This is a genomic window from Seohaeicola sp. (assembly GCF_048006315.1).
Classification (GTDB): Bacteria; Pseudomonadota; Alphaproteobacteria; order Rhodobacterales; family Rhodobacteraceae; genus Seohaeicola.
Map to the genome: position 1 here is coordinate 1,294,119 of NZ_CP180350.1, position 23,460 is coordinate 1,317,578.

At 63.3% G+C, this 23,460-nt stretch carries 26 protein-coding genes; 14 read left to right on the forward strand and 12 right to left on the reverse strand.

Annotated elements, in window-relative coordinates:
* Nucleotides 1-5 precede the first annotated feature (5 nt).
* Nucleotides 6-632 (reverse strand): bacteriochlorophyll 4-vinyl reductase, encoded by a 627-nt coding sequence (bchJ, locus tag ACMUJL_RS06570; protein WP_375569508.1) that lies wholly within the window; start codon nt 630-632, stop codon nt 6-8.
* 363 nt (nt 633-995) lie between these two features.
* On the opposite strand from bchJ, the gene carB reads away from it, so the two are divergent.
* The 3 genes from carB to ACMUJL_RS06585 all read left to right on the forward strand — a co-directional run bounded on the left by carB (nt 996) and on the right by ACMUJL_RS06585 (nt 6,587).
* Nucleotides 996-4,325, forward strand: coding sequence for a carbamoyl-phosphate synthase large subunit (carB, locus tag ACMUJL_RS06575; RefSeq protein WP_416914197.1), 3,330 nt, complete (start codon nt 996-998; stop codon nt 4,323-4,325).
* A gap of 379 nt (nt 4,326-4,704) precedes the next feature.
* Entirely contained in the window at nt 4,705-5,307 is a 603-nt protein-coding gene (locus tag ACMUJL_RS06580) for a thymidine kinase (RefSeq protein WP_068287628.1), read from the forward strand.
* 47 nt (nt 5,308-5,354) lie between these two features.
* Nucleotides 5,355-6,587: a lytic murein transglycosylase gene (locus ACMUJL_RS06585; RefSeq protein ID WP_416914198.1), complete on the forward strand. Its 1,233-nt coding sequence runs from the start codon at nt 5,355-5,357 to the stop codon at nt 6,585-6,587.
* A gap of 7 nt (nt 6,588-6,594) precedes the next feature.
* Here ACMUJL_RS06585 and ACMUJL_RS06590 read toward each other — a convergent pair whose 3' ends face one another.
* The 6 genes from ACMUJL_RS06590 to ACMUJL_RS06615 form a co-directional block, all read right to left on the reverse strand.
* Nucleotides 6,595-7,716, reverse strand: a complete 1,122-nt coding sequence (locus ACMUJL_RS06590) for a beta-ketoacyl-ACP synthase III (RefSeq protein ID WP_375569503.1) — start codon at nt 7,714-7,716, stop codon at nt 6,595-6,597.
* A gap of 94 nt (nt 7,717-7,810) precedes the next feature.
* Complete coding sequence (locus ACMUJL_RS06595; RefSeq protein WP_375569501.1) at nt 7,811-8,764, reverse strand: 2-hydroxyacid dehydrogenase; 954 nt, start codon at nt 8,762-8,764, stop codon at nt 7,811-7,813.
* Complete coding sequence (locus ACMUJL_RS06600; protein WP_375569499.1) at nt 8,764-9,102, reverse strand: tRNA-binding protein; 339 nt, start codon at nt 9,100-9,102, stop codon at nt 8,764-8,766. The genes ACMUJL_RS06595 and ACMUJL_RS06600 overlap by 1 nt, the downstream gene beginning before the upstream one ends.
* Nucleotides 9,095-9,910, reverse strand: a complete 816-nt coding sequence (gene proC, locus ACMUJL_RS06605) for a pyrroline-5-carboxylate reductase (RefSeq protein WP_375569497.1) — start codon at nt 9,908-9,910, stop codon at nt 9,095-9,097. The genes ACMUJL_RS06600 and proC overlap by 8 nt, the downstream gene beginning before the upstream one ends.
* 39 nt (nt 9,911-9,949) lie before the next feature.
* The gene (locus ACMUJL_RS06610; protein WP_068287608.1) at nt 9,950-10,450 is read right to left on the reverse strand and encodes a YbjN domain-containing protein; all 501 of its coding nucleotides are present in this window, start codon (nt 10,448-10,450) and stop codon (nt 9,950-9,952) included.
* Nucleotides 10,451-10,797: 347 nt separating this feature from the next.
* On the reverse strand, nt 10,798-11,046 hold the full coding sequence (locus ACMUJL_RS06615) for an accessory factor UbiK family protein (protein WP_375569495.1): 249 nt from the start codon (nt 11,044-11,046) through the stop codon (nt 10,798-10,800).
* Nucleotides 11,047-11,144: 98 nt separating this feature from the next.
* Here ACMUJL_RS06615 and lgt point away from each other — a divergent pair, with 98 nt between their 5' ends.
* From lgt to ACMUJL_RS06640, 5 genes are all read left to right on the forward strand, one after another.
* Nucleotides 11,145-12,044 (forward strand): prolipoprotein diacylglyceryl transferase, encoded by a 900-nt coding sequence (lgt, locus tag ACMUJL_RS06620; RefSeq protein WP_375569493.1) that lies wholly within the window; start codon nt 11,145-11,147, stop codon nt 12,042-12,044.
* A gap of 17 nt (nt 12,045-12,061) precedes the next feature.
* Nucleotides 12,062-13,135, forward strand: a complete 1,074-nt coding sequence (locus ACMUJL_RS06625) for a class I SAM-dependent methyltransferase (protein WP_375573992.1) — start codon at nt 12,062-12,064, stop codon at nt 13,133-13,135.
* A gap of 6 nt (nt 13,136-13,141) precedes the next feature.
* The gene (pgeF, locus tag ACMUJL_RS06630; protein WP_416914199.1) at nt 13,142-13,897 is read left to right on the forward strand and encodes a peptidoglycan editing factor PgeF; all 756 of its coding nucleotides are present in this window, start codon (nt 13,142-13,144) and stop codon (nt 13,895-13,897) included.
* Nucleotides 13,898-14,103: 206 nt separating this feature from the next.
* The gene (locus ACMUJL_RS06635) at nt 14,104-14,337 is read left to right on the forward strand and encodes a hypothetical protein (RefSeq protein WP_375569491.1); all 234 of its coding nucleotides are present in this window, start codon (nt 14,104-14,106) and stop codon (nt 14,335-14,337) included.
* A 315-nt stretch (nt 14,338-14,652) separates the two neighbouring features.
* Nucleotides 14,653-15,603: a Hint domain-containing protein gene (locus ACMUJL_RS06640; RefSeq protein ID WP_375569489.1), complete on the forward strand. Its 951-nt coding sequence runs from the start codon at nt 14,653-14,655 to the stop codon at nt 15,601-15,603.
* A gap of 54 nt (nt 15,604-15,657) precedes the next feature.
* Here ACMUJL_RS06640 and ACMUJL_RS06645 read toward each other — a convergent pair whose 3' ends face one another.
* The gene (locus ACMUJL_RS06645; protein ID WP_068287597.1) at nt 15,658-16,158 is read right to left on the reverse strand and encodes an Lrp/AsnC family transcriptional regulator; all 501 of its coding nucleotides are present in this window, start codon (nt 16,156-16,158) and stop codon (nt 15,658-15,660) included.
* A 195-nt stretch (nt 16,159-16,353) separates the two neighbouring features.
* Here ACMUJL_RS06645 and trxB point away from each other — a divergent pair, with 195 nt between their 5' ends.
* Complete coding sequence (trxB, locus tag ACMUJL_RS06650; protein ID WP_068287595.1) at nt 16,354-17,298, forward strand: thioredoxin-disulfide reductase; 945 nt, start codon at nt 16,354-16,356, stop codon at nt 17,296-17,298.
* A gap of 179 nt (nt 17,299-17,477) precedes the next feature.
* On the forward strand, nt 17,478-19,184 hold the full coding sequence (locus ACMUJL_RS06655; RefSeq protein WP_375569486.1) for a bifunctional sulfate adenylyltransferase/adenylylsulfate kinase: 1,707 nt from the start codon (nt 17,478-17,480) through the stop codon (nt 19,182-19,184).
* A gap of 80 nt (nt 19,185-19,264) precedes the next feature.
* On the opposite strand, the gene ACMUJL_RS06660 is transcribed toward ACMUJL_RS06655, so the two are convergent.
* Both ACMUJL_RS06660 and ACMUJL_RS06665 read right to left on the reverse strand, forming a co-directional pair.
* Complete coding sequence (locus ACMUJL_RS06660; RefSeq protein ID WP_068287589.1) at nt 19,265-19,492, reverse strand: DUF1150 family protein; 228 nt, start codon at nt 19,490-19,492, stop codon at nt 19,265-19,267.
* Nucleotides 19,493-19,495: 3 nt separating this feature from the next.
* Nucleotides 19,496-19,909 (reverse strand): Hsp20 family protein, encoded by a 414-nt coding sequence (locus ACMUJL_RS06665; protein ID WP_068287587.1) that lies wholly within the window; start codon nt 19,907-19,909, stop codon nt 19,496-19,498.
* A 222-nt stretch (nt 19,910-20,131) separates the two neighbouring features.
* Here ACMUJL_RS06665 and ACMUJL_RS06670 point away from each other — a divergent pair, with 222 nt between their 5' ends.
* From ACMUJL_RS06670 to ACMUJL_RS06680, 3 genes are all read left to right on the forward strand, one after another.
* Nucleotides 20,132-20,356 carry a YdcH family protein gene (locus tag ACMUJL_RS06670; RefSeq protein ID WP_068287584.1) on the forward strand — a complete coding sequence of 75 codons (225 nt, stop codon included), beginning with the start codon at nt 20,132-20,134 and terminating at the stop codon, nt 20,354-20,356.
* A gap of 69 nt (nt 20,357-20,425) precedes the next feature.
* The gene (gene purE / locus ACMUJL_RS06675; protein WP_068287581.1) at nt 20,426-20,914 is read left to right on the forward strand and encodes a 5-(carboxyamino)imidazole ribonucleotide mutase; all 489 of its coding nucleotides are present in this window, start codon (nt 20,426-20,428) and stop codon (nt 20,912-20,914) included.
* Nucleotides 20,907-21,983 carry a 5-(carboxyamino)imidazole ribonucleotide synthase gene (locus ACMUJL_RS06680; RefSeq protein ID WP_375569483.1) on the forward strand — a complete coding sequence of 359 codons (1,077 nt, stop codon included), beginning with the start codon at nt 20,907-20,909 and terminating at the stop codon, nt 21,981-21,983. The genes purE and ACMUJL_RS06680 overlap by 8 nt, the downstream gene beginning before the upstream one ends.
* Nucleotides 21,984-21,995: 12 nt before the next feature.
* Here the strand turns inward: ACMUJL_RS06680 and ACMUJL_RS06685 are convergent, their stop codons facing one another.
* On the reverse strand, nt 21,996-22,547 hold the full coding sequence (locus tag ACMUJL_RS06685; RefSeq protein ID WP_068287575.1) for a 2OG-Fe(II) oxygenase: 552 nt from the start codon (nt 22,545-22,547) through the stop codon (nt 21,996-21,998).
* Nucleotides 22,548-22,689: 142 nt separating this feature from the next.
* On the opposite strand from ACMUJL_RS06685, the gene ACMUJL_RS06690 reads away from it, so the two are divergent.
* On the forward strand, nt 22,690-23,085 hold the full coding sequence (locus ACMUJL_RS06690; RefSeq protein ID WP_375569481.1) for a metallopeptidase family protein: 396 nt from the start codon (nt 22,690-22,692) through the stop codon (nt 23,083-23,085).
* 8 nt (nt 23,086-23,093) lie between these two features.
* Here the strand turns inward: ACMUJL_RS06690 and ACMUJL_RS06695 are convergent, their stop codons facing one another.
* Nucleotides 23,094-23,426: a DUF1992 domain-containing protein gene (locus ACMUJL_RS06695; protein WP_375569479.1), complete on the reverse strand. Its 333-nt coding sequence runs from the start codon at nt 23,424-23,426 to the stop codon at nt 23,094-23,096.
* Nucleotides 23,427-23,460: the final 34 nt, after the last annotated feature.

Consider the following 23,460-nt stretch of genomic DNA (forward strand, 5'->3'; position numbering starts at 1 on the left):
ACAGATCAAGAGCCGGCTCTGACAGGCTCCATCACAAGGCGGAAGCGGCAGGCATCCGCGCCCGCCGCCATGCAGCTTGCCTCGGTACAGCGCAGGCGGCTGTGCGCCATGCGCCGGAAAGTCTGTTGAAACAGTTCCTCATGCCAGGCGCAGATGGCGTGGGTGCTGTGTTCGCCACGGATCAGCGGATTGTCCGTCAGCTGGAATTCACTGGTGCTCAGCAGTTCGAAGCGGCCCGACCCGCCAAAAGCCCAGGCGTTCTGCGCCGCATGCCGGCCCAGCATCCAGACAGCCATGGCCCAGGGCATGCCCGACAAAAGCAGGCGCGCACGGGCTGGAATGCGATTCTGCATGATCCATTCCACCGCGTCGCGCGCAGCCTCGCGCTGGATGCTTTCGGCCTGTTCGGGATATTGCCGCCGCAGGGCCTGATGCAGGATAGCGACCTGACGTTCCCGCACATGCTCGCCATGTTCGGGAAGGCGTGCAAAGCGGGCCTCGTCCAGAAGCTGCGCCACGACGGCGGGACCAAGGCTGCGTTCGATGGCCGCGACCATGGGCAGCACGGTCTGCGCGCCCATCATGCCCTTGCGCCGCGGAGGGCGCAGCAAGCCTGCCGTTGGGGCAGTCATGTCGTCACCCTTTTTGTCCGACGCCCCCGGCGTGCCATTGCAAATCCTTTCCTGCCCACCCGGCCAAACCTGTGGGTCGGCTCCGAAAACCGGAGCATATTCGGCGTAAAAAGGAAAAAGCGGCGTCGCAACGCCAACCATGACCTGAACTTGTCAACCAAAGTTGACATAGGTATCGGATGGTCTTGCCGCAAGGGCCTGTCAGAAGGATCGTCTCAGGCTCAATTTAGCCCCCATCAGGGCTTGCGCCGCATTCGGGGATGTCTATAACCCACGAGAATTTGCGCGCGGGGGCCTGCTTCCGCGCTTGGCTGCCGCGCGGGCGGATGCTGCTTTCCAAGCCGCGCGAAAAAGGGGACCGACATGCCGAAAAGAACCGATATCTCATCCATCATGATCATCGGAGCCGGTCCCATCGTGATCGGACAGGCCTGCGAGTTCGACTATTCCGGCGCACAGGCCTGCAAGGCCCTGCGCGAAGAAGGCTACCGGGTGATCCTGGTCAATTCGAACCCTGCGACCATCATGACCGATCCGGGTCTGGCCGATGCCACCTATATCGAGCCGATCACCCCCGAGGTCGTGGCCAAGATCATCGAGAAAGAGCGCCCCGATGCGCTGCTGCCCACGATGGGTGGCCAGACCGGTCTGAACACGTCGCTGGCCCTGGCAGATATGGGTGTGCTGGACAAATTCGGTGTCGAATTGATCGGCGCCAACCGTGAAGCCATTGAAATGGCTGAAGACCGCAAGCTGTTCCGCGAAGCGATGGACCGGATCGGGCTGGAAAACCCCAAGGCGACCATCGTCGCGGCCCCCAAGAAAGAGAACGGCAAATACGATATCGCGGCGGGCCTCAAACAGGCGATGGACGCGCTGGAAGAGATCGGCCTGCCGGCTATCATCCGCCCCGCCTTTACGCTTGGCGGCACCGGCGGCGGTGTTGCCTACAACCGCGATGATTACGAATACTATTGCCGCTCGGGGCTGGAAGCCTCGCCCATGGCGCAGATCCTGGTCGATAAATCGCTTCTGGGCTGGAAAGAGTTCGAGATGGAGGTCGTCCGCGACAAGGCGGACAACGCCATCATCGTCTGTTCGATCGAGAACGTCGATCCGATGGGCGTGCATACGGGCAATTCGATCACCGTGGCCCCTGCCCTGACCCTGACCGACAAGGAATACCAGATCATGCGCAACGGCTCGATCGCCGTGCTGCGCGAGATCGGCGTGGAAACCGGCGGCTCGAACGTGCAATGGGCGATCAACCCCGCTGACGGCCGCATGGTCGTGATCGAGATGAACCCCCGCGTGTCGCGGTCCTCGGCGCTGGCCTCCAAGGCGACAGGTTTCCCCATCGCCAAGGTCGCGGCGAAACTGGCCGTCGGCTATACGCTGGACGAGCTGGACAATGACATCACCAAGGTCACGCCCGCCAGCTTCGAGCCGACGATCGACTATGTCGTGACCAAGATCCCGCGCTTTGCCTTCGAAAAATTCCCCGGATCGCAGCCAAACCTGACCACGGCCATGAAATCCGTGGGCGAGGCCATGGCGATCGGGCGAACGATCCACGAGTCGCTGCAAAAGGCGCTGGCCTCGATGGAAACCGGCCTGACCGGCTTTGACGAGGTGGCAATCGAGGGCGCGCCCGAGAAATCGGCCGTGATCAAGGCCATTTCCAAGGCGACGCCGGACCGGATGCGGACCATCGCGCAGGCCATGCGCCACGGCCTGACCGATGACGAAATCCATGCGACCACCATGTTCGACCCCTGGTTCCTGGCCCGTATCCGCGAAATCATCGAGGCCGAGGAGGACGTGCGCAAGAACGGCCTGCCGGTCACCGAATACGGGCTGCGCAAGCTGAAGATGATGGGCTTTACCGATGCGCGCCTTGGTCATCTGACCGGCCGGTCCGAGGCGAACGTGCGCCGTGCGCGGCAGAACCTGGGCGTCAACGCTGTCTTCAAGCGGATCGACACCTGCGGCGCCGAGTTCGAGGCACAGACGCCCTACATGTATTCCACCTACGAGGCCCCCGCGATGGGCGACGTGGAATGCGAGGCCCGCCCGTCGGATCGCAAGAAGGTGGTCATTCTGGGCGGTGGTCCCAACCGGATCGGGCAAGGGATCGAATTCGATTATTGCTGCTGCCATGCCTGCTTCGCCCTGTCGGACGTGGGTTATGAAACCATCATGATCAACTGCAACCCGGAAACCGTGTCGACCGATTACGACACGTCGGACCGGCTGTATTTCGAACCGCTGACTTTCGAACATGTTATGGAAATCCTGCGGGTCGAACAGCAGAACGGAACGCTGCATGGCGTGATCGTGCAGTTTGGCGGGCAGACCCCGCTGAAGCTGGCCAATGCGCTTTACGAAGAAGGCATCCCGATCCTTGGCACGACACCCGACGCCATCGACCTTGCCGAGGACCGCGAGCGGTTCCAGCAGCTTGTGAACCGTCTTGGCCTGAAGCAGCCGCGCAATGGCATCGCCTCGACCGATGCGCAGGCCCTGGCCATTGCCGAGGATATCGGCTTTCCGCTGGTGATCCGGCCTTCCTACGTTCTGGGTGGTCGCGCGATGGAGATCGTGCGCGACATGGCGCATCTGGAGCGCTACATCCGCGAGGCGGTGGTCGTATCCGGCGACAGCCCGGTGCTGCTGGACAGCTACCTGTCGGGTGCCGTTGAAATGGATGTGGACGCGCTGTGTGACGGCAAGACCGTCCACGTGGCGGGCCTGATGCAGCATATCGAGGAAGCCGGCGTGCATTCGGGCGATAGCGCCTGTTCGCTGCCACCCTATTCGCTGCCGCAGCACATCATCGACGAAGTGCACAAGCAGACCGAGGCACTGGCGCTGGCGCTGGGTGTCGTGGGCCTGATGAACGTGCAATTCGCGGTCAAGGACGACGAAGTCTATCTGATCGAGGTGAACCCGCGCGCCTCGCGTACCGTGCCCTTCGTGGCGAAGGCAACCGACAGCGCGATCGCATCGATCGCGGCGCGGCTGATGGCGGGCGAGCCGATGGCGAATTTCCCGTTGCGCGGCCCATACCCTGCGGATGCCAAGCCCGGCACACAGCCGATGGCCGATCCGCTGACGCTGGCAGATCCCGCGATGCCGTGGTTCTCGGTCAAGGAAGCAGTGCTGCCTTTCGCGCGCTTCCCCGGTGTGGATACGATCCTCGGCCCTGAAATGCGGTCGACCGGCGAGGTGATGGGATGGGACGTGTCCTTCCCGCTTGCCTTCCTCAAGGCTCAGCTGGGCGCGGGCACCGATCTGCCCCGCACGGGCCGCGTGTTCATCTCGATCCGCGACGCCGACAAGACCGCGGACATGGTCGAGACCGCGCGAATCGTGACCGAGCTTGGTCTGCAGATCGTGGCGACGCGGGGAACCGCAGCCTGGCTGCAGGACAACGGCGTGGCCTGCGAGGTCGTGAACAAGGTCTACGAGGGTCGTCCGAACATCGTCGACATGCTGAAGGACAGCGGCATCACCCTGGTGATGAACACGACCGAAGGCACCCAGGCGGTCGAGGACAGCCGCGAGATCCGCAAGGTGGCGCTCTACGACAAGATCCCCTATTTCACAACCGCAGCGGGCAGCCATGCGGCAGCCTTGGCCATGCGGGCGCGGTCAGAGGGTGATTTCACCGTGATGCCGCTGCAAGGCTGACGCCCGAAAACATATTGCTTTTCGAATGCTTACAGGATCAGGCCGCTTCACGCCGTTGAAGCGGCCTTGATTATGGCCTTTTTGCGTCACCCAAATACACTACTTTAGTATAGGTGTATTTTTGTCGCGATTTTTTGACTTCCGGTAGGGTATCCGAAAACCCTGCAGTGTTGGCAGACGTTACGAGTGACCTCAATTCTCCAACGAGGTGTTTTAAGTCCGTCGTGTGCCTGCCCCTGGAGGAGGCAGGGCCAGAAATGGCAGACCATGCGACGGGCTGCAGTACGCGTGTCATCCGAAGCACCGGCACCACCTGTTCCACGTTTTGCGCCGACCGGAACGCCTTGCACTTGTGGCGGGGGGCGCGCTAGATCGCTGCATGGCGAAGCTCTATTTCAATTTCTCGACGATGAATGCCGGCAAATCCACCGTGCTGCTGCAGGCCTCGCACAACTATCGCGAACGGGGCATGCAGACCTATCTGCTGACCGCGCAGGTCGACGGGCGCGCAGGCCATGGGCGGGTCGCATCGCGCATCGGGATCGGCGAGGCGGCGGATACTTTCGCCCCCGGCGACAACCTGTTTGCCAGGCTTGCGACAAGGCTGGATCAGGGGCCCATCGCCTGCGTCTTCATCGACGAGGCGCAATTCCTCGAACCCGCGCAGGTCTGGGATCTGGCGCGCGCCGTCGATGATCTTGGCGTGCCGGTCATGTGCTACGGGCTGCGTGTCGATTTCCGGGGCGAACTCTTCCCCGGCTCGGCCACGTTGCTGGCGCTGGCGGATGAGTTGCGCGAGGTGCGCACCATCTGCCACTGCGGGCGCAAGGCCACGATGGTGGTGCGCAAGGATGCCGAGGGGCGTGCCCTGCGGGACGGGGCGCAGGTACAGATCGGCGGGAATGAAACCTATGTCAGCCTCTGCCGCCGTCACTGGCGCGAGGCGGTGGGCGATCGTCCCGCTGATGCAACAGACTGCTGACCGATTGGCGCGGTCATGCTAGCGTCGGGCATCCTTGGGAATATGCCATGCGCCTGCTGATCCTTGCCCTGAGCCTTCTGCTTCTGTCCCCACCCGTCATGGCGCAGGATCGCCCCGCGGTGGAGCGTCAGTTCCGTGCATGGCTGCAGGATACCGTCTGGCCCCGCGCCCGCGCCGCAGGTGTCAGCCGCGCAACCCATGAGGCGGCGTTTCAGGGTGTGACCCTGATGTGGGACCTGCCCGACCTGATCCCCCCCGGCAGCGACATCAACCGCCCCAGGCCGCAAAGGCAGGGCGAATTCGGCAGCCCCGCGGCTTATTTCGCGCCGAACACGGTCACCGCGACCACCCGCGAGGGTATCGCCATGGCCCGCCGTCATGCCGCAGCACTTGAACGTGCCGAACGGCAAACGGGCGTGCCCGGCCGGATCATCCTGGCCATCTGGGGCCGTAAATCCGCCTATGGACGCGCCGCGATCCCGCATGATGCCCTTGCCGTGCTGGGCACAAAAGGCTTTATGTCCACGCGCGCACCTTATTTCACGGACGAATTGATCGCCGCCCTGCAACTGATCGAGGCGGGCCATGCGTCCCCGCGCGGTCTGCGCTCAAGCTGGGCCGGGGCGCTGGGGCAGCCACAGTTCATGCCCTCCAACATGCTGAAACATGCACGGGACGGGGATGGCGACGGACGGGCCGACATTTGGGGATCGGCACCTGACACCATCGCCTCGATCGCGGCCTACCTTGCCGCCCATGGCTGGCAGAAGGGCCGCGACTGGGGGTTCGAGGTTACAGTTCCCGCGCAGGTGTCTTGTGCATTGGAAGGCCCTGACAAGGGCCGCAGCTTTGCGACATGGGCCGCCATGGGGATCACACGGATCGGCGGGCGCGCCTTTCCCGCCGACGAGATGCAGCGCGAGGGTTTCCTGCTGATGCCTGCGGGGCGGCATGGCCCTGCCTTCGTGGTGACGCAGAATTTTTACGTGCTCAAGGACTACAACATGTCCGACCTTTACGCGCTTTTTGTCGGCCACGTGGGGGACCGGATCGCCTATGGCCTGGGCGATTTCGCGAGTCGCTGGGGGCCAGTCGGCGGGCTGATGCGCTCGGACGTGGCGGCGATGCAGGCCGCGCTTGAACGGATGGGCCATGACACCGGCGGTGCGGATGGCCTGGCCGGGTTCCGGACGCGGCGCTCCATCGGGGCGTGGCAAGAGGCGACGGGGCAGACGCCCACCTGCTTCCCCGATGCGTCGATGAAATCCGCCCTGCGTTAGGGCGGGCTCAGACCCGCTGGATCAGGACAGAGCCCACGGAATAGCCCGCGCCGAAGGAACAGATCAGCCCCATGTCGCCCGGCTGCAGATCCGCCGAGTGTTTCGCAAAGGCGATGATCGACCCGGCGGAGGATGTGTTGGCATATTCCTGCAGGATATTCGGCTGCTCGCCCGGTTCGGGATCCCGGCCCAGCACCTTGCGGCCGATGAAGTCATTCATCGTCTTGTTGGCCTGATGCAACCAGAGGCGGCGCAACTGCGAGGGCTGCACGCCTTCGGCTTCGATATGGTGCAGGATATGCTCTGACACCATCGGCACCACTTCCTTGAAGACCTTGCGCCCGTTCTGCATGAACTGCATGTCGCGCCGGTCTGCCACACCATCAGGCCGCGAGCGGCGCAAAAAGCCGTTGTTGTTGCGGATGTTGTTGGAAAACTGCGTGGCGCAACGCGTGGACAGGATACGGAAATGCGGGCCTTTCGCGTCTTCGTCGCGCGTGATCACCGTGGCGGTGCAGACATCGCCGAAAATGAAATGACAATCGCGATCGCGCCATTCCAGATGGCCCGAGCAGATCTCGGGGTTGACGACGATCGCGCAGCGCGCCGAGCCTGCGCGCACCATGTCGGCCGCCGCCTGAATTCCGAAGGTGGCAGAGGAACAGGCGACATTCATGTCGAAGGCAAAGCCCCCCGCCCCCAGAAGCTGCTGTATTTCGACGGCTATCGCCGGATAGGCGCGTTCCATGTTGCTGGCGGCACAGATCACCAGTTCGACATCCGCACCGGTCAGCCCCGCCATCGCCAGGGCCTTGGCGCAAGCATCCAGCGCCATCTCGGCCATCACGCCAGGCTCGTCATCGCTGCGCTGGCGCAGCTGGGGATGCATCACAGCAGGGTCCAGCACCCCCGACTTGTCCAGAACATAACGCTGTTCGATCCCCGAGGCCTTGAAGATGAACTCGGACGAGGAATGTTCCTTGGCGTCGATCTCGCCCGCCGCGATCTGGTCGGCATGTTCGGCATTGAACCGATCCGCATAGGCGTTGAAAGCCACCACAAGCTCGTCATTGGTGATGACCTGCGAGGGTGTGAAAACCCCGGTTCCGCTGATGACCGGCTGATACATGACGCGCCCCTTCCCTGATGGTGCCCCAGATCACCCCGGAGCATGGTGAAGGTCAAGACCTCTTGCCCCGGGATGCGTCAGGCTTGACCCAGGGTCAAACCGGGTTCGGCAGGGGCTTTCCGGCAAAATGCGCGGCAAGGTTGTCCAGAACCATCCGCCCCATCGCCTCGCGCACTTCAAGGGTCGATGTGCCCAGGTGCGGCAGCAGCGTCACGTTGTCCAGCTTGCGTAGCGCCTCGGGCACCTGGGGTTCGAATTCATAGACATCCAGACCCGCGCCGCCGATGCGGCCAGCCTGAAGCGCCGCGATCAGCGCGGCCTCTTCGACGACATCGCCACGGGCGATATTGACCAGATGGGCATGAGGCTGCATCGCGGCCAGCACCTCTGCATCGATCAGGTGATGCGTTTCTGCCCCGCCCGGCGTGGCGACCACAAGAATATCCACTGCAGCGGCCAGATCATGCAGGCTGTCCACCTGTCGCGCCGGGAAATCCACCGCCTTGGGCGAGCGATTGAAGAACAGCACCTCCATCCCGAAGCCGGAGTGGCAACGCCGCGCGATGGCCTGTCCGATCCGGCCCATACCGACGATGCCCACCGTCTTGCCCGTCACATGCAGGCCCAGCATCTGTGTCGGATGCCAGCCCTCCCAGGCGCCTGACCGGACCAGCCGTTCACCCTCGCCCGCGCGCCGCGCGCTCATCAGGATCAGGGTCATCGCCGTATCGGCGGTCGCATCGGTCACGGCACCAGGCGTATTGGTCACTTTGACCCCATGGGCGCGGGCGGCCTCGACATCGATATGGTTGATCCCCACGCCGAAATTGGCCAAGAGCTTGCAGCGGGGCCGACCGAATTCGGCAAAGATATCGGCCGAGAACCTGTCCCCCAGCGACGGCATGATCGCATCGTAAAGCGCAAGGCCCGACCGCATTTCCGCAGGGTTCATGGGCGCCGTCTTGTCGCGCAATTCCATGTCGAACATCTTCGAGGCCGCTTCGAGCACGCTGTCGGGCAAGCGGCGACTGATCAGAACCTTGGGCATCAATGCATCCTTCCACCAAGCGGTACGTCAAGATCGGGTGACAGCAGGACGATCCCGCCCTGCGCGTCCGAGACACCCAGCACCAGCACTTCGGACATGAAGCGGCCGATCTGCCGGGGCGGGAAATTCACGACCGCCATCACCTGTTTTCCGATAAGGCCTTCGGGCGTGTAATGGGCCGTGATCTGGGCCGAGGTCTTCTTTTCCCCGATCTCGGGACCGAAGTCGATCCAGAGCTTGATCGCGGGCTTGCGCGCCTCGGGATAGGGTTCGGCGCGGGTGACACGGCCCACGCGGATATCGACTTTCAGGAAATCGTCAAAGGTGATCTCAGCCACGGGACAGTTCCTTGGATCGGTCGGTCGCGGCCTTGATCGCGCGCTGCAGCAAGACCGGAAACCCGGTTTCGGCATCCATCAGCACATCCAGGGCGGCCTGCGTGGTGCCATTGGGGCTGGTCACGTTGATGCGCAGCTGTGCCGGTGTTTCATCCGCCTCTTCGGCCAGCGCGCCGGCCCCTGCCACGGTGGCGCGGGCCAGTTGCAGGGCCAGATCGGGCTTCAGCCCCTGCGCCACTCCGGCTGCGGCCATGGTTTCGATCAGGTGAAAGACATAGGCGGGTCCGGATCCCGACAGGCCGGTCACCGCATCCATCTGGCCTTCATGCTCCAGCCGCACCACCTGCCCCACGGCGGACAGCAGCGCCTCGGCCGCATCCAGCCCGGCGGCCCCGGCGTGGGCGTTGCCGACGATGGCGCTGATCCCGCGCCCGACGGCGGCGGGCGTGTTCGGCATGGCGCGGACGATGGGCGTGCGCGCACCCAGAACCTCCTCGAATCGCGCAATCGGCGTGCCAGCCGCGACCGAGATGAACAGCGTCTCGTCATTGCCCATGGCCGCCAGCGTCGGCAGGGCCGCGCCCATCATCTGCGGTTTGACGGCAACGATGACGATTGCCGGATGGGCAGGCAGGTCGGCATTGATCCGCACGCCGGTGCCGCGCAGCCAGTCAGACGGGTTGGGGTCGATCACGCAGACGCCATCAGGCGACAGCCCGCGCGCCAGCCACCCGGCCAGCATGGCCGATCCCATCTTGCCGCAGCCCAGAAGCACCAGCCCCCTGCGGCCAAGCTCTTGCATATCCATGAAATGTCCCCCTCGGCTGCTTTGCGTCGGGGGGCAGTGTTACGCGCGCCCGTAGGCCTCTGCAATGGCGACCTGCAACGCTTCGGCCGGTGGCCGCTCGCCCCAGACGACCAGCTGGAAGGCGGGATAATACCGCTCTGCGCTCATCACCGCGGCGTTGATCAGCGTGTCGATCTGCTCGGGGCTGGCGACCTGCTCGCCCGACAGGACAAGGCCATAGCGCCAGACCATCAGCTTCTGTTCCGCCCAGAAGGTGAAGGCCCCGGCCCAGCACTGGTCGTTCACGGCATTCAGGGTTTCGTAAAGATGCGGCAAGCGCGCCTCGGGCGGCTCCATCTCGAAGGTGCAGATCAGGCGCAGGGTCTCGTCATAGCTGGACCAGGCCAGCGTGATCGAATAGGTCCGCCACTGTCCCTCGACCGCCATGGCGATCTGGTCCTGACCGATACGGTCGAAATCCCAATCGTGATATTCGGCGATATTCTCGACGATATCGATGGGATGAATGTCGTCCTCTAGGTACTGCTCGGATAGTGCCATGGCGCCACCTCTCTGCCTGTAGCATCAAAGCGTCAGAGCGCCTCAACCGCTAGGTGCCTGCTCTAAGGACGGAGGCTTTTCCCCGCGCCCTCACAAGATATGGTGGTATGACTGGTCTGGCCTGTAAAGCAATATTTTGGGGATAACCTCAATAATATGTGGATCAAGCCGTCATGACCACATGATCGTGATCAATGTCTTGGCATGATCCGGCGCCGGGTTTCTTCTTGCTGAAAATATCCATCCCCGGCCTGCCGCGTGTCCTGCACCTCTGCCATGCGCGGAAATGACAAACGCGCGCTCCTTCGGGGAACGCGCGTCACGTCGATCGGCGAAACGGGGATACCTTATTTGCCCTGCTGCGCCTCAAGCGCATCAAGGCGCGCCATGAGGGCTGCATTCTCCTCGCGCGCCTTCTGCGCCATGGCACGGACGGCGTCGAATTCCTCGCGGGTGACAAAGTCGCGGTCGGCCAGCCAGCGGTCGATCATCGACTTCATCGCGGTCTCGGCCTCGTCCTTGGCGCCCTGGGCCACGCCCATGGCATTGGTCATCAGTTGCGAGATGTCATCGAGAATTTTGTTGCGCGTCTGCATTGCGGGTCTCCAGCGTTACCTTTACCTCCCTATATGGGCCGCAATGCGGCGGCCCACAAGGTTGACTTCCCCCGCAAGCCAGAGGCAGACAGACGCAGATGCGCGCCATGATCCCCTTCCCCGAGATTTCGCCCGAGTTATTTTCGGTCACCCTGTTCGGAATGGAGTTCGCGCTGCGCTGGTACGCGCTGGCCTATATCGTCGGCATCGTCCTGGCCTGGCAGATCAGCCTTGCAGCCCTCCGGCGCCCTGCGTTGTGGCAAGGGAACGTGCCGCCCATGACCAGGGCGCAGGTCGAGGATCTGCTGACATGGATCATCCTCGGGATCATCCTGGGCGGGCGTCTTGGCTTCGTTCTGTTCTATCAACCGGGCTATTACCTGGCCAATCCGGGGCAAATCCTGATGGTCTGGCAAGGCGGGATGTCCTTTCATGGCGGGTTCCTCGGCGTCGTGGTCGCTGCCTGGATCTTCACCTGGCGGCAGAAGGTGCCGCGCCTGGCCGCGGCCGATGCGATCGCCCTTGGCGTACCCGTAGGGCTGATGCTGGGAAGGCTTGCGAATTTCATCAATGCGGAACTTTGGGGGCGGCCGACGGACGTGCCCTGGGGCGTCGTCTTTCCGGGGGCCGCAGCCCAGGACTGTGCGGGCGTGGTCGGGCTTTGCGCGCGCCATCCCTCGCAGCTCTACCAGGCGGGGCTGGAGGGCGCGGTGCTGCTGGCCCTGATGCTCTGGCTGGCTTTCCGACGCGACGCGCTCAAGGTGCCCGGACAGATCACCGGCGTGTTCCTCGCCGGCTATGGCGCCGCGCGCTTCATCGTCGAGTATTTCCGCCAAGCCGATGCGCAATTCATCACGCCGGACAATCCGCTGGGCCATGTGATCCGGCTGGGCGAGGCCGGGATCTCCATGGGGCAGCTTCTGTCGCTGCCGATGCTGGCCGCGGGCCTTGCGCTGATCATGGTGGCACGGCGGCGATCAAAGGCTCTTGCCGCATGATCGATCTGCCGCGCGAGATGAATGCGCTGGAACGCATCCTGCTGGACCGGATCAGGACACAAGGTCCGCTGACCATCGCGGACTACATGACCGAATGCCTGCTGCACCCGACCCTGGGCTATTACACGACGCGCGATCCGATTGGCGCTGCGGGCGATTTCATCACGGCGCCCGAGATCAGCCAGATGTTCGGCGAGATGATCGGCCTGTGCCTTGCGCAGGCCTGGCTGGACCAGGGTGCGCCTGCGCGCTTTGCGCTGGCTGAACTGGGGCCGGGACGCGGGACGCTGATGGCCGATATCCTGCGCGTGACGCGCAAGGTGCCCGGATTTCACGAGGCGGCGCAGGTGCACTTGGTCGAAGCCTCGCCACGGATGCGCGACCGGCAAGCCAGAACGCTGGCGGGGCTGACGCCCGGCGACCGGATCACATGGCATGACAGTGCCGACGCGCTGCCGCAGATGCCGCTTTACCTGGTGGCGAACGAGTTTTTCGACGCCTTGCCGATCCGGCAGTTCTTTCGCACCGCCAAAGGCTTCTCGGAGATGGTGGTGAGCACGATGATGAACCAGCTGGTGATCGGCCTGGTCCCTGCCCCGGGACATCCCGTGCTTGAGGCGCGGCTGGCCGATACGCGGGAAAATGACATCGTCGAGATTTGCGGCGCATCCCCGGTGATCGCCCGGCAGATCGGGCAGCGCATCGCGGATCATGGCGGCGTCGCGGTGATCGACGATTACGGCGACTGGCGGTCCGTGGGCGATACGCTGCAAGCGATGGGCCGGCAGAAATACGCCTCGCCCTTCGAAAACCCCGGCGAGGTCGACCTGACCGCCCATGTGGATTTCGAGGCGCTGCTGGCCGACATCCCCTGCGCCCATAGCCGGCTGACCACGCAGGGCGTGTTCCTGGAACGGCTTGGCATCACCTCGCGCGCGCAGGCTTTGGCCGAACGGCTGACCGGCGCCGCGCTGGACGACCATATCGCCGCACATCGGCGCTTGACGCACCCACGGGAAATGGGGACGCTCTTCAAAGTGGTGGCGCTTTTTCCCAAAGGCGCCCCCCCGCCCCCCGGACTGGACGCTTGAGCCGATATGACGCTGGAAATCATCACCTCAGAGGCGCTGTCCCCGCTCAGGCACGGGTTCTTCACCCGTCGCGGCGGGGCCTCCTCGGGGGTGTTCCAAGGTCTGAATTGCGGGCCAGGCTCGTCAGACCAGGCAGAGATCGTCGCGATCAACCGCGCGCGAGTGGCCCAGGCGATGGATCTTTCGCCGGAACATCTTGTCACCGTGCATCAGGTTCATTCGCCCGATGTGGTGACCGTTTCAGGCCCCTTGGCGGACAAACCGCGCGCCGACGCGATGGTGACAGCCACGCCGGGCGTGGCGCTGGCGATCCTGACCGCCGATTGCCAGCCCGTTCTTTTTGCCGACAGGCAGGCCGGGGTGATCGGTGCCGCGCATGCGGGATGGCGGGGCGCGCTGGACGGTGTGCTTGAAGCCACCGTTTCGGCGATGGAGCAGATGGGCGCGCGGCGCGCGGACATCCACGCCGTGATCGGACCATCGATCAGTCAGCAGGCCTATGAGGTCGGCCCCGAGTTCTTCGAGGATTTCCTGGGCGAAGACCCCGGTAATGCCCGCTTCTTCGCGCAGGGCAAGGGTGACCGTATGATGTTCGACCTGCCCGCCTATGGGCTGCACCGTTTGCGGGGGGCGGGTGTCGGCCATGCCGAATGGACGCGCCATTGCACCTATTCGGACCCCGAGCAATTCTTTTCCTATCGCCGCACGACCCATGCGGGCGAGGCCGATTACGGCAGGTTGATCTCGGCCATCCGCCTGTAATCTGGCAGGAATGCGGCATTTGCCGACAGGATCGCCGCGGAAAGACGGAAACAATCACCACCATCAGTGGAAATTGTTTCGCACAAAATTCTCAAGCTTATGTTTTTAAATTATTTTTACTGAAAGCCTGAAGTGACGGGCTAACAATAACGACACCGCAGGCCCCGCCACGAGATTGCCACGCCTCTGGACAAAACAATGCCGCATTGATCCGTCAGATTGTTTCCATAACGGGTCGAACCATCACGGCGGCGCCCGCAAGGCCGGATCAGAGGACGGAGACAAGACAGATGAAAAACAAGCGCTGGATCAAGTCGGTCCTCGAAACCGCAAAAGCGATCGAACTGGAACAAACCTCTCTGCCCTGGCAACGCGGTCGCCTGCGCGCGGCGATGGTTGCCAAACGCCGCGCCGCGCCGAAGCTGTCGCGCCGCGCCTGAAACTCCCTCCTTTTCAGCAGAAGGCCGCCCTCCTCCCGGGGCGGCTTTTTGCATGGGGCGCGCCGTTGCCATGATGCCGGGCGCCGGTCGGATTGCTGACACAAGTCGAATCAAAATATGGCAGCTTTGTCCAAACCGCTGAAACAAAACCGGCCTGACACCCGGATTACGCCCTCATCGCCGCAGATTGTTCCGACTTTTTGACAAAAGTGTCGAGAATTGGGCCTTTGGTCTCACTGAAAACTTTAACCAAAGTCCTTTCGGTGTTGTCGGTGGGGGCCGACACGACTGCGACGCCAACAAGTGGTGAAGCGCATGGTATTGCACGCCCCCTCGGCCAGGCATCTGGCAACGCACAAGACATCTTCCGGCATCACGCTTGCACAAGGGGCCATTCCGCCCTGTTCGGCCGCCGCTTCGGTGCTACGCGACGCGCGTGACACGCCCGCTCCCAAACCCGCATGCGAGACACCGCGCACATCCATCCGGCCGAACCCCGGCGTCGCGCTGCCCAAGACCCGGCCCACGCCGCAACCGTTGCGCGCAGCCCCGACAGGCGCGATGCCGGTCATGCGCCGCTACGAGGTCAGCAGCCTGGGAAAGAATGGCGAAATCGTCGAAAGCCGTCATGTGGCACCGGCCACGTCGCTGTTCGAATCCGCCTTTTCCGCTTTTGCCCGTGGCACGCTGCTGACGACAAGCGACGGCCTTTGCGCGATCGAGGATTTGGTGCCCGGCATGAAGATCGAAACGGTCGAGTTCGGCGCGCGCCCGGTTCTGTGGATCGGATCAATGACGATCCTGCCCGAGGCCGCCAGCGATGATCCGGAACAGACGCGCATGACGCGCATCATGGCGGATACCTTCGGCATGGGTCGCCCCATGGCGGATGTCATGGCTGGACCCGGGGCACGCATGCTGCACCGCCCTGCGGCCCTGCGCGAGTTGCAAGGCAAGGGCGCGCGGTCCGGACAGGTCTTCACGCCGGTGGCCGATTTCGAAGACGGAATGAGCGCGATCCGCATCACGCCGCCGCGCCCGGTGACCGTGTATCACCTGTGCCTGGACCGTCACGCCTCGATCAAGGTGTCCGGGCTGGACATGGAAAGCTTTCATCCCGGCCTGGGACTGGAACAGCGGATCGGGCCGAATGCCCTGTCGGTCTTCCTGTCGCTTTTCCCGCATATCCGCAGCCTGGACGACTTCGGGCCGCTGGCCTATCCGCGCGCATCGCTGGCAACGCTGGACAGCCTGACGGCCGCGTGAGGACGGGATCGCAGGGCGCCATAACTGGCGCCCTCCGACACAGGGCCGGCGATGTCAGGCAGAGCGGCTGAGGCGCGCTTCCAGCACGTCGAAGGGCACGCCCGGTTCATCCTTGGCACAGCGGATCACAAGGCTTGTCTTGACGCTGGCCACATTGTCGGCGGCGGTCAGTTGCTCGGTCAGGAAAGACTGAAAGGTGCTGAGGTCAGGCGCCACGCATTTGAGGATGAAGTCAACCTCACCGTTCAGCATGTGGCACTCGCGCACCAGCGGCCAGGCGCGGCAGCGGGCCTCGAAGGCGGACAGATCCGCCTCGGCCTGGCTTTGCAGACCGACCATGGCGAAGACCTGCACCTCGAACCCCAATTCGCGCGGGTCGACCTTGGCATGATAGCCGCGAATATATCCCGCCTCTTCCAGAGTGCGCACACGGCGCAGACAGGGGGGCGCGGAAATGCCCACGCGCTTCGCAAGCTCGACATTGGTCATGCGACCGTCTGCCTGCAATTCCGCGAGGATTTTCCGATCAATCGGGTCAAGCCGCGTTCCGGCCATGTTTCTGCTCTCCTTGAGGACGGTTTCTTATAGCATTGCCAGTGGCGCGCGCAATATTCTTTCACCGATACGCAACATCGTTTCAACGCCGCGCGGATTGGTCGCCGATCCTGATCCGCGCTTGGGGCTTTTCGCCTTCGCGCAGCGGGTCTATATGCTGTCCGGAAACCAGATTCAAAGACAAAGGTGGCACCCATGGCCGAGACGCGACACACGAAGGTTCTGATCATCGGCTCGGGGCCTGCCGGATATACTGCGGGCGTCTATGCCAGCCGCGCCATGCTGGAGCCGATCCTGGTGCAGGGCATCGAACCGGGTGGGCAGCTGACGACCACGACCGAAGTCGAGAACTGGCCCGGCGACACCGAAGTGCAGGGTCCCGACCTGATGGTGCGGATGCAGGACCATGCCAAGGCGATGGGCTGCGAGATCATCGGCGATATCATCGTCTCGCTGGACACGGGCGTGCGGCCCTTCGTGGCCAAGGGTGACAGCGGCACGACCTATACCGCCGATGCGGTGATCCTTGCCACGGGCGCACGCGCCAAATGGCTGGGCCTGCCGTCGGAAGATGCCTTCAAGGGCTTTGGCGTGTCGGCCTGCGCCACCTGCGACGGGTTCTTCTATCGCGGGCAGGAAATCGTCGTGATCGGCGGCGGCAACACAGCGGTCGAAGAGGCGCTGTTCCTGACCAACTTCGCCTCGAAGGTCACGCTGATCCATCGCCGCGATACATTGCGCGCCGAAAAGATCCTGCAGGATCGCCTGTTCAAGAACCCCAAGATCGAAACCCTCTGGTTCCACCAGCTGGAAGAGGTGATCGGCGAAGACAACCCCAAGGGTGTCACGGGCGTGCGCGTCAAGCATGTCGATACCGGCGCGATCACCGAGATCCCCTGCAAGGGCGTGTTCGTGGCCATTGGCCATGCGCCTGCGAACGAACTGGTCAAGGATGTGCTGGAGCTGCACAACGGCGGTTACGTGACCGTCAAGCCCGGCAGCACCGAGACCTCGATTCCCGGAATCTTCGCCGCAGGCGACCTGACGGACCACAAGTATCGTCAGGCCGTGACATCGGCGGGAATGGGCTGCATGGCGGCGCTGGACGCTGAACGCTTTCTGGCCGAGCATCAGGAATAATCGTCCAAGGATCTGCAAAAAGGACTCACTTTCGTCCGAAGTCGCACTTTCGGGCGAAGTCTGCTTGAATTTCGTCCCTTTCAGGCGCTAGACGGCCCCCGATCCTGCATGGTTTTGCAGGCTCGACACCGCTTGTCATTTACCTGGTTTCCCGTCTGATCCGCATTGAAAGTCCCATCATGTACACGCCCAACCTGGCACCGATCCCCGAACTTTACGTCTCGTACGAGAGCGCACAGAAACTCAAGATCGAGGCCGGTCAGCTGATCAGCTGGGATCTGACCCCGCGCCAGGTCTGTGACCTGGAACTGCTGATGAACGGCGGTTTCAACCCGCTCAAAGGGTTCCTGAGCCAGGAAGATTACGACAGCGTCGTGGATCGCATGCGCCTGGCCGATGGCACGCTTTGGCCGATGCCGATCACGCTGGATGTGCCGGAGGCCTTTGCCGAGAAGCTGAAAATCGGTCAGGACATCGCGCTGCGCGACCAGGAAGGCGTGATCCTTGCCACGATGACCGTGACCGACCGCTGGGTGCCCAACAAGGCGCTTGAGGCGGAAAAGGTCTTTGGTGCCGACGATTCCGCCCATCCGGCTGTCAACTACCTGCACAACACCGCAGGCGCGGTCTATCTGGGCGGGCCCATCACCGGCATCCAGCAGCCCGTGCATTACGATTTCAAAGGGCGGCGCGACACGCCGAACGAGCTGCGCGCCCTGTTCCGCAAGCTGGGGTGGCGCAAGGTGGTTGCCTTTCAGACCCGCAACCCGCTGCACCGCGCGCATCAGGAACTGACCTTCCGCGCAGCGCGCGAGGCGCAGGCCAACCTGCTGATCCATCCGGTCGTGGGCATGACCAAGCCGGGCGATGTCGATCACTTCACCCGCGTGCGCTGCTACGAGGCGGTGCTGGATCAATACCCCTCTTCCACCACGACGATGAGCCTGCTGAACCTTGCCATGCGCATGGCCGGCCCGCGCGAAGCCGTCTGGCACGGGCTGATCCGCAAGAACCACGGCTGCACCCATTTCATCGTGGGTCGCGACCATGCCGGCCCCGGCAAGAACAGCGCGGGCCAGGATTTCTATGGTCCCTATGACGCGCAGACCCTGTTCAAGGAACACGAGGCCGAGATCGGGCTGGAAATGGTCGATTTCAAGCACATGGTCTATGTGCAGGAAAAGGCGCAGTATTTCCCCGCCGACGAGGTGCCGGAAGGCTCGACCGTCCTGGATATCTCGGGCACCGAATTGCGCCGCCGCCTGGCCGAAGGCCTGGAAATCCCCGAATGGTTTTCCTTCCCGCAAGTCGTGTCCGAGCTGCGCCGCACCCGGCCGCCACGGTCCAGGCAGGGCTTTACCGTCTTCTTCACGGGCTATTCAGGCTCGGGCAAGTCGACCATCGCCAATGCGCTGATGATCAAGCTGATGGAGATGGGCGGCCGTCCCGTCACGCTGCTGGATGGTGACGTGGTGCGCAAGAACCTCAGCTCCGAGCTGGGCTTCAGCAAGGAACACCGCGATCTGAACATCCGCCGCATCGGCTATGTCGCGTCCGAGATCACCAAGAACGGCGGGATCGCGATCTGCGCGCCCATCGCGCCCTATGCCACCACCCGCCGCGCGGTGCGCGAGGATATCGAGCAGTTCGGCGCCTTCCTGGAGGTGCATGTCGCCACCAGCCTGGAGGAATGCGAACGCCGCGACCGCAAGGGCCTCTACAAGCTGGCGCGCGAAGGCAAGATCAAGGAATTCACCGGCATTTCAGATCCTTACGACATCCCGGAAAGCCCCGAGCTGCGTCTGGACACCGAAAATGTCGATGTGGACAACTGCGCGCATCAGGTGATCCTGAAGCTGGAAAGCATGGGTCTGATCGCGGTCTGATCCGCGCCCTGGCGCCAAATGCAAAAGGCCGCATTCCCAAGGATGCGGCCTTTTTCGATCCTGCGCAGGGACAAATCCCGTCAGTGCACGGCGACCGGCGCCATATGGTTCTGGCGCGCCAGAACAAAGGCAAGCTTGCGGTCCTTGACCAGCGCCAGTTGATTGCCCGTGGCATCATGCACGGCATAAAGCGTATCCATGCCCATGGCCTGCTGGCGAATATCCTCGGGCAGGTCGGCCACCTTCACGGGTCGCACATAGACGATGGGGTTCTCGCCCTCGTCACCGAAATCGAATTTCGTATCCATGGCTTATCCTTTCCTGATCCTGATGGTTTGCACAACCGTCTCGGGTTCGGCACGGGTCAGGTCCACATGCAGCAGACCGTTTTCCATGATCGCCTCGCCCACCTCGACCCCGTCGGCCAGCACGAAACTGCGCTGGAACTGGCGCGCGGCGATGCCGCGATGCAGATAGACACGTCCTTCGCCATCGTCACGTTGCCGGCCCCGGATCACCAGTTGGCGATCCTCGACCGTGATGGCCAGATCGGTTTCACCAAAACCTGCGACCGCCAGGGTGATCCTGTAGGAATTGTTCGAAGTCTGTTCGATATTGAAAGGCGGATAGCCTTCGTTGCCGGATTTCGCATTCCGCTCCAGCAGGCGTTCCAGCTGGTCGAAACCCAGCAGATAGGGGTGGGACCCCAGAGTCAGTTTCGTCATCGACACGTCCTTGTCAAAAGCGACCGTCCAAACCGGGGCCCCTGTGCGGCGACCCCTTCACCGGAAATATGGGGCGCAGGTCTGCGGTGCACAAGTCCCCAGATGCAACCGGGGCCAAACCAAAGGATGCGACACCGAGATACTTTGCGAATTGCCCGTTTTTCAGTATGTTGATCCTCCGTGCCCGACACGGGGGAATCACCTGCCTGGGAAATTCACGCCATGAACGCCATCAGCGATATCTCGATGAAGACCGACGATGTGCTGCGTGTGGAGCTTGAGGTTTTCCGCCGCGAACATCGCGATCTTGACGATGCCATCACCGCCCTTGTCGAAAAGGGAACCGGTGATCAGCTGACCATACAACGGCTGAAGAAGAAGAAACTGCGCCTCAAGGACATGATCGCCCGGATCGAAGATCGCCTGACCCCCGACATCATCGCCTGATCCCGCACCATTGCACAGGGCAGCGCCTTGGCTATAGTGCGCGCTCAATCTGACAGGGGGTGCGCGCGCATGGCCGACATCAAGGTAGGGATCATCATGGGCAGCCAGTCGGACTGGCCGACCATGAAGGAAGCAGCCGACATGCTGGATGCGCTGGGCGTACCCTATGAGGCGAGGATCGTGTCGGCGCATCGCACGCCGGACAGGTTGTGGGATTACGGAAAGGGTGCCGTGGATCGCGGCCTTCAGGTGATCATCGCAGGCGCGGGCGGCGCGGCGCATCTGCCGGGCATGATGGCGTCAAAGACCCGCGTGCCGGTGATCGGCGTGCCGGTCCAGACCAAGGCGTTGTCGGGTGTGGACAGCCTCTATTCGATCCTGCAGATGCCGCGTGGCTATCCGGTCGCGACCATGGCAATCGGTGCGGCGGGGGCGGCCAATGCCGGGTTGATGGCGGCAGGCATCCTTGCACTTCAGGATCCGGCGCTGGCGGCAAGACTGGATGCGTGGCGCGCGGACCTGTCCGCCTCGATCCCCGAGGTGCCCGTGGATGAGTGACATGCTGAAAACGGGCGCCACCATCGGCATTCTGGGTGGCGGGCAACTGGGCCGCATGCTGTCGGTCGCGGCCAGCCGCCTTGGCTTTCGCGCCCATATCTTCGAGCCCGGCGCGCATCCGCCGGCCGCTGACGTGGCCCATCAGGTGACAACCGCCCCTTACGAGGATGCCGCGGCGCTGGGTGCCTTTGCAGCCTCGGTCGACGTGATCACCTACGAGTTCGAGAACATCCCCACAACCGCGCTGGACCTGCTGGAACCGCTGCGCCCGATCCGTCCGGGACGCGAGGCGCTGCGCATCAGCCAGGACCGGATCACCGAAAAGGATTTCCTGACCGGGCTGGGCTTGCAGACCGCGCCCTATGCGGCCGTGGACGATGCCGCATCATTGCAGGCTGCAATTGCCGCCGTTGGCGTGCCTGCGATCCTCAAGACCCGGCGCTTCGGGTATGACGGCAAGGGTCAGTCGCGGCTGATGACGGCGGCGGATGCGCCCCGCGCACTGGCCGACATGGCGGGAAGCCCTGCGATCCTGGAGGGGTTCGTGGATTTCCAGTACGAAGTGTCGGTGATCGGCGCGCGGAATACGCGTGGCGATGTCGCCTGCTACGATCCCGGCGAGAACGTGCATCGCGACGGGATCCTGCACACGACCACGGTGCCGTCGCGCCTGTCGTCCGCGCTGCGGATGGATGCGGTGCTGCTGACCGCCAGGATCCTGAACGCGCTGGATTATGTGGGCGTCATGGGGGTTGAACTGTTCGTCACACCCAAGGGTCTGATCGTGAACGAGATCGCGCCGCGCGTGCATAATTCGGGGCACTGGACGCAGAATGGCTGCACCATCGACCAGTTCGAGCAGCACATCCGCGCCGTCGCGGGCTGGCCGCTTGGCGACGGGTCACGCCATGCCGATGTGGTGATGGAAAACCTGATCGGTGCCGACATGGACCGCGTGCCGGATCTTGCCCGCGAGCCATCAACGGCCCTGCATCTTTACGGCAAGGCCGAGGTCAAGGCCGGTCGCAAGATGGGCCATGTGAACCGGATCGTGACGCCCAAGGGCTGAGGGGTCCGGCCTTCAGCGGAAGGCCGGCCCATGCGCCCAGATCGTCAGGGACTGGCGCTGCCCCTTGGTGACGGGCGTGACCCGGTGCAACAGGAAGCTTGGAAAGATGGTGGCATCCCCCTGCCCCAGGCTGGCCTCTTGCGCATGAGCGCTTGGCATGACTTCCAGTCGCCCGCCTGCATAGCCATCGGGCGACGACAGCTGCACCACCATCGTCAGCTTGCGTTGCCGCGCCAGCGGGCCATCGCCAATGTCGGAATGCCAGTCGAAGTGCCCCTCGCGCTCGGCCCCGTAGCGGGCGACCTGTGCGCTTTCGGAAAAACTTTGCAGATCGAAGCCGAAAACATCGCGGTTGGCTTCGCGGACCACGTCGATGATGCGATCCATCACCCATTCGCTGCCCGGCACATCATCCAGCCAGACCAGATCGGCGCGGCGCAGGTTGTGGTCCTGGTTCTGGCCGACCAGCCGTGCATCGCGGGCGGGCGCCGCATCGGCCATCGCCACGATTCGCTCGCATTCCTCGGCGGAAAAGGCCGCCTGCCTCGCATGAACCGCGATCATCCCGTTACCCTTGTGTGAAAGTCGCGGTGTTTTGCCAAAACCCACGGCCGCCTGCCTGTCAGAACGCGACGGGCAGGTCGTTTTTCACCTTGGCGGCCCTGCAGGGATTTCATTTTCGCACGCGGCACGCCATATCGCGGGGATGACGGACCTTTCGCCCAGTCTCGACCAGATCGAAGAGATGGCCCGCCAGACGGTGGATGGCCTGCCCGCAGCGTTTCGCAGCGCGGCCTTGCAGGTTGCGATCTGCGTGGTGGACTGGCCCGATGCGGACATGCTGCGCGAGCTGGAGATCGACGATCCGCTTGATCTGACAGGGCTCTATGACGGCATCCCCATGACGGAAAAATCGGTGTTCGATCAGCCGATGGGGCCGGATACCGTCTGGCTGTTCCGCGAGCCGATTCTGGATGAGTGGCGCGAACGCGGCGATGTGACGATCGAGGATCTGGTGGCGCATGTCACGATCCACGAATTCGCGCATCATTTCGGCTGGTCCGACGACGATATCGCTGTCGTCGATCCGTGGTGGGAATAGCGGGCTGATCAGTCCTTCATGAACCGCCGCCGCGCTTCTTCAGCGATGGACTGGCGCATCTGAAGGTCGGCCAGCCGCGCCATTGCCGCTTTGCGGGCCGCTATATCGGTGATCATGGCCAAGGCGGCCCGCTGGGCCGCAACTTCCTTCTTCAGGTTGATTTCCTCGGGCAGCACACCAGCTTCGGCCATGATGCGGAAGGCCACCGCTTCGGCGGGGTTTGTGTAGGCGGCCTCGGGTCTCTCCGGCAGAGGTGCGCCCTCTCCCTTCAGTCCCTGAAGCTGGCCTTTGATACGTGCCTTCTGAATTTGCCGTTCAACAATGCGGTCGAGCCATGACATTGCAGCCTCCTCCAAGTAGGCTGCGCGCAGTCTA

Excerpts from the sequence above, each read along its gene's own strand:
- bchJ (WP_375569508.1), bottom strand. The coding sequence starts at position 632 with ATGACTGCCCCAACGGCAGGCTTGCTGCGCCCTCCGCGGCGCAAGGGC.
- carB (WP_416914197.1), top strand. The coding sequence starts at position 996 with ATGCCGAAAAGAACCGATATCTCATCCATCATGATCATCGGAGCCGGT.
- ACMUJL_RS06580 (WP_068287628.1), top strand. The coding sequence starts at position 4,705 with ATGGCGAAGCTCTATTTCAATTTCTCGACGATGAATGCCGGCAAATCC.
- ACMUJL_RS06585 (WP_416914198.1), top strand. The coding sequence starts at position 5,355 with ATGCGCCTGCTGATCCTTGCCCTGAGCCTTCTGCTTCTGTCCCCACCC.
- ACMUJL_RS06590 (WP_375569503.1), bottom strand. The coding sequence starts at position 7,716 with ATGTATCAGCCGGTCATCAGCGGAACCGGGGTTTTCACACCCTCGCAG.
- ACMUJL_RS06595 (WP_375569501.1), bottom strand. The coding sequence starts at position 8,764 with ATGCCCAAGGTTCTGATCAGTCGCCGCTTGCCCGACAGCGTGCTCGAA.
- proC (WP_375569497.1), bottom strand. The coding sequence starts at position 9,910 with ATGGATATGCAAGAGCTTGGCCGCAGGGGGCTGGTGCTTCTGGGCTGC.
- ACMUJL_RS06610 (WP_068287608.1), bottom strand. The coding sequence starts at position 10,450 with ATGGCACTATCCGAGCAGTACCTAGAGGACGACATTCATCCCATCGAT.
- ACMUJL_RS06615 (WP_375569495.1), bottom strand. The coding sequence starts at position 11,046 with ATGCAGACGCGCAACAAAATTCTCGATGACATCTCGCAACTGATGACC.
- lgt (WP_375569493.1), top strand. The coding sequence starts at position 11,145 with ATGCGCGCCATGATCCCCTTCCCCGAGATTTCGCCCGAGTTATTTTCG.
- ACMUJL_RS06625 (WP_375573992.1), top strand. The coding sequence starts at position 12,062 with ATGAATGCGCTGGAACGCATCCTGCTGGACCGGATCAGGACACAAGGT.
- pgeF (WP_416914199.1), top strand. The coding sequence starts at position 13,142 with ATGACGCTGGAAATCATCACCTCAGAGGCGCTGTCCCCGCTCAGGCAC.
- ACMUJL_RS06640 (WP_375569489.1), top strand. The coding sequence starts at position 14,653 with ATGGTATTGCACGCCCCCTCGGCCAGGCATCTGGCAACGCACAAGACA.
- ACMUJL_RS06645 (WP_068287597.1), bottom strand. The coding sequence starts at position 16,158 with ATGGCCGGAACGCGGCTTGACCCGATTGATCGGAAAATCCTCGCGGAA.
- trxB (WP_068287595.1), top strand. The coding sequence starts at position 16,354 with ATGGCCGAGACGCGACACACGAAGGTTCTGATCATCGGCTCGGGGCCT.
- ACMUJL_RS06655 (WP_375569486.1), top strand. The coding sequence starts at position 17,478 with ATGTACACGCCCAACCTGGCACCGATCCCCGAACTTTACGTCTCGTAC.
- ACMUJL_RS06660 (WP_068287589.1), bottom strand. The coding sequence starts at position 19,492 with ATGGATACGAAATTCGATTTCGGTGACGAGGGCGAGAACCCCATCGTC.
- ACMUJL_RS06665 (WP_068287587.1), bottom strand. The coding sequence starts at position 19,909 with ATGACGAAACTGACTCTGGGGTCCCACCCCTATCTGCTGGGTTTCGAC.
- ACMUJL_RS06670 (WP_068287584.1), top strand. The coding sequence starts at position 20,132 with ATGAACGCCATCAGCGATATCTCGATGAAGACCGACGATGTGCTGCGT.
- purE (WP_068287581.1), top strand. The coding sequence starts at position 20,426 with ATGGCCGACATCAAGGTAGGGATCATCATGGGCAGCCAGTCGGACTGG.
- ACMUJL_RS06680 (WP_375569483.1), top strand. The coding sequence starts at position 20,907 with ATGAGTGACATGCTGAAAACGGGCGCCACCATCGGCATTCTGGGTGGC.
- ACMUJL_RS06685 (WP_068287575.1), bottom strand. The coding sequence starts at position 22,547 with ATGATCGCGGTTCATGCGAGGCAGGCGGCCTTTTCCGCCGAGGAATGC.
- ACMUJL_RS06690 (WP_375569481.1), top strand. The coding sequence starts at position 22,690 with ATGACGGACCTTTCGCCCAGTCTCGACCAGATCGAAGAGATGGCCCGC.
- ACMUJL_RS06695 (WP_375569479.1), bottom strand. The coding sequence starts at position 23,426 with ATGTCATGGCTCGACCGCATTGTTGAACGGCAAATTCAGAAGGCACGT.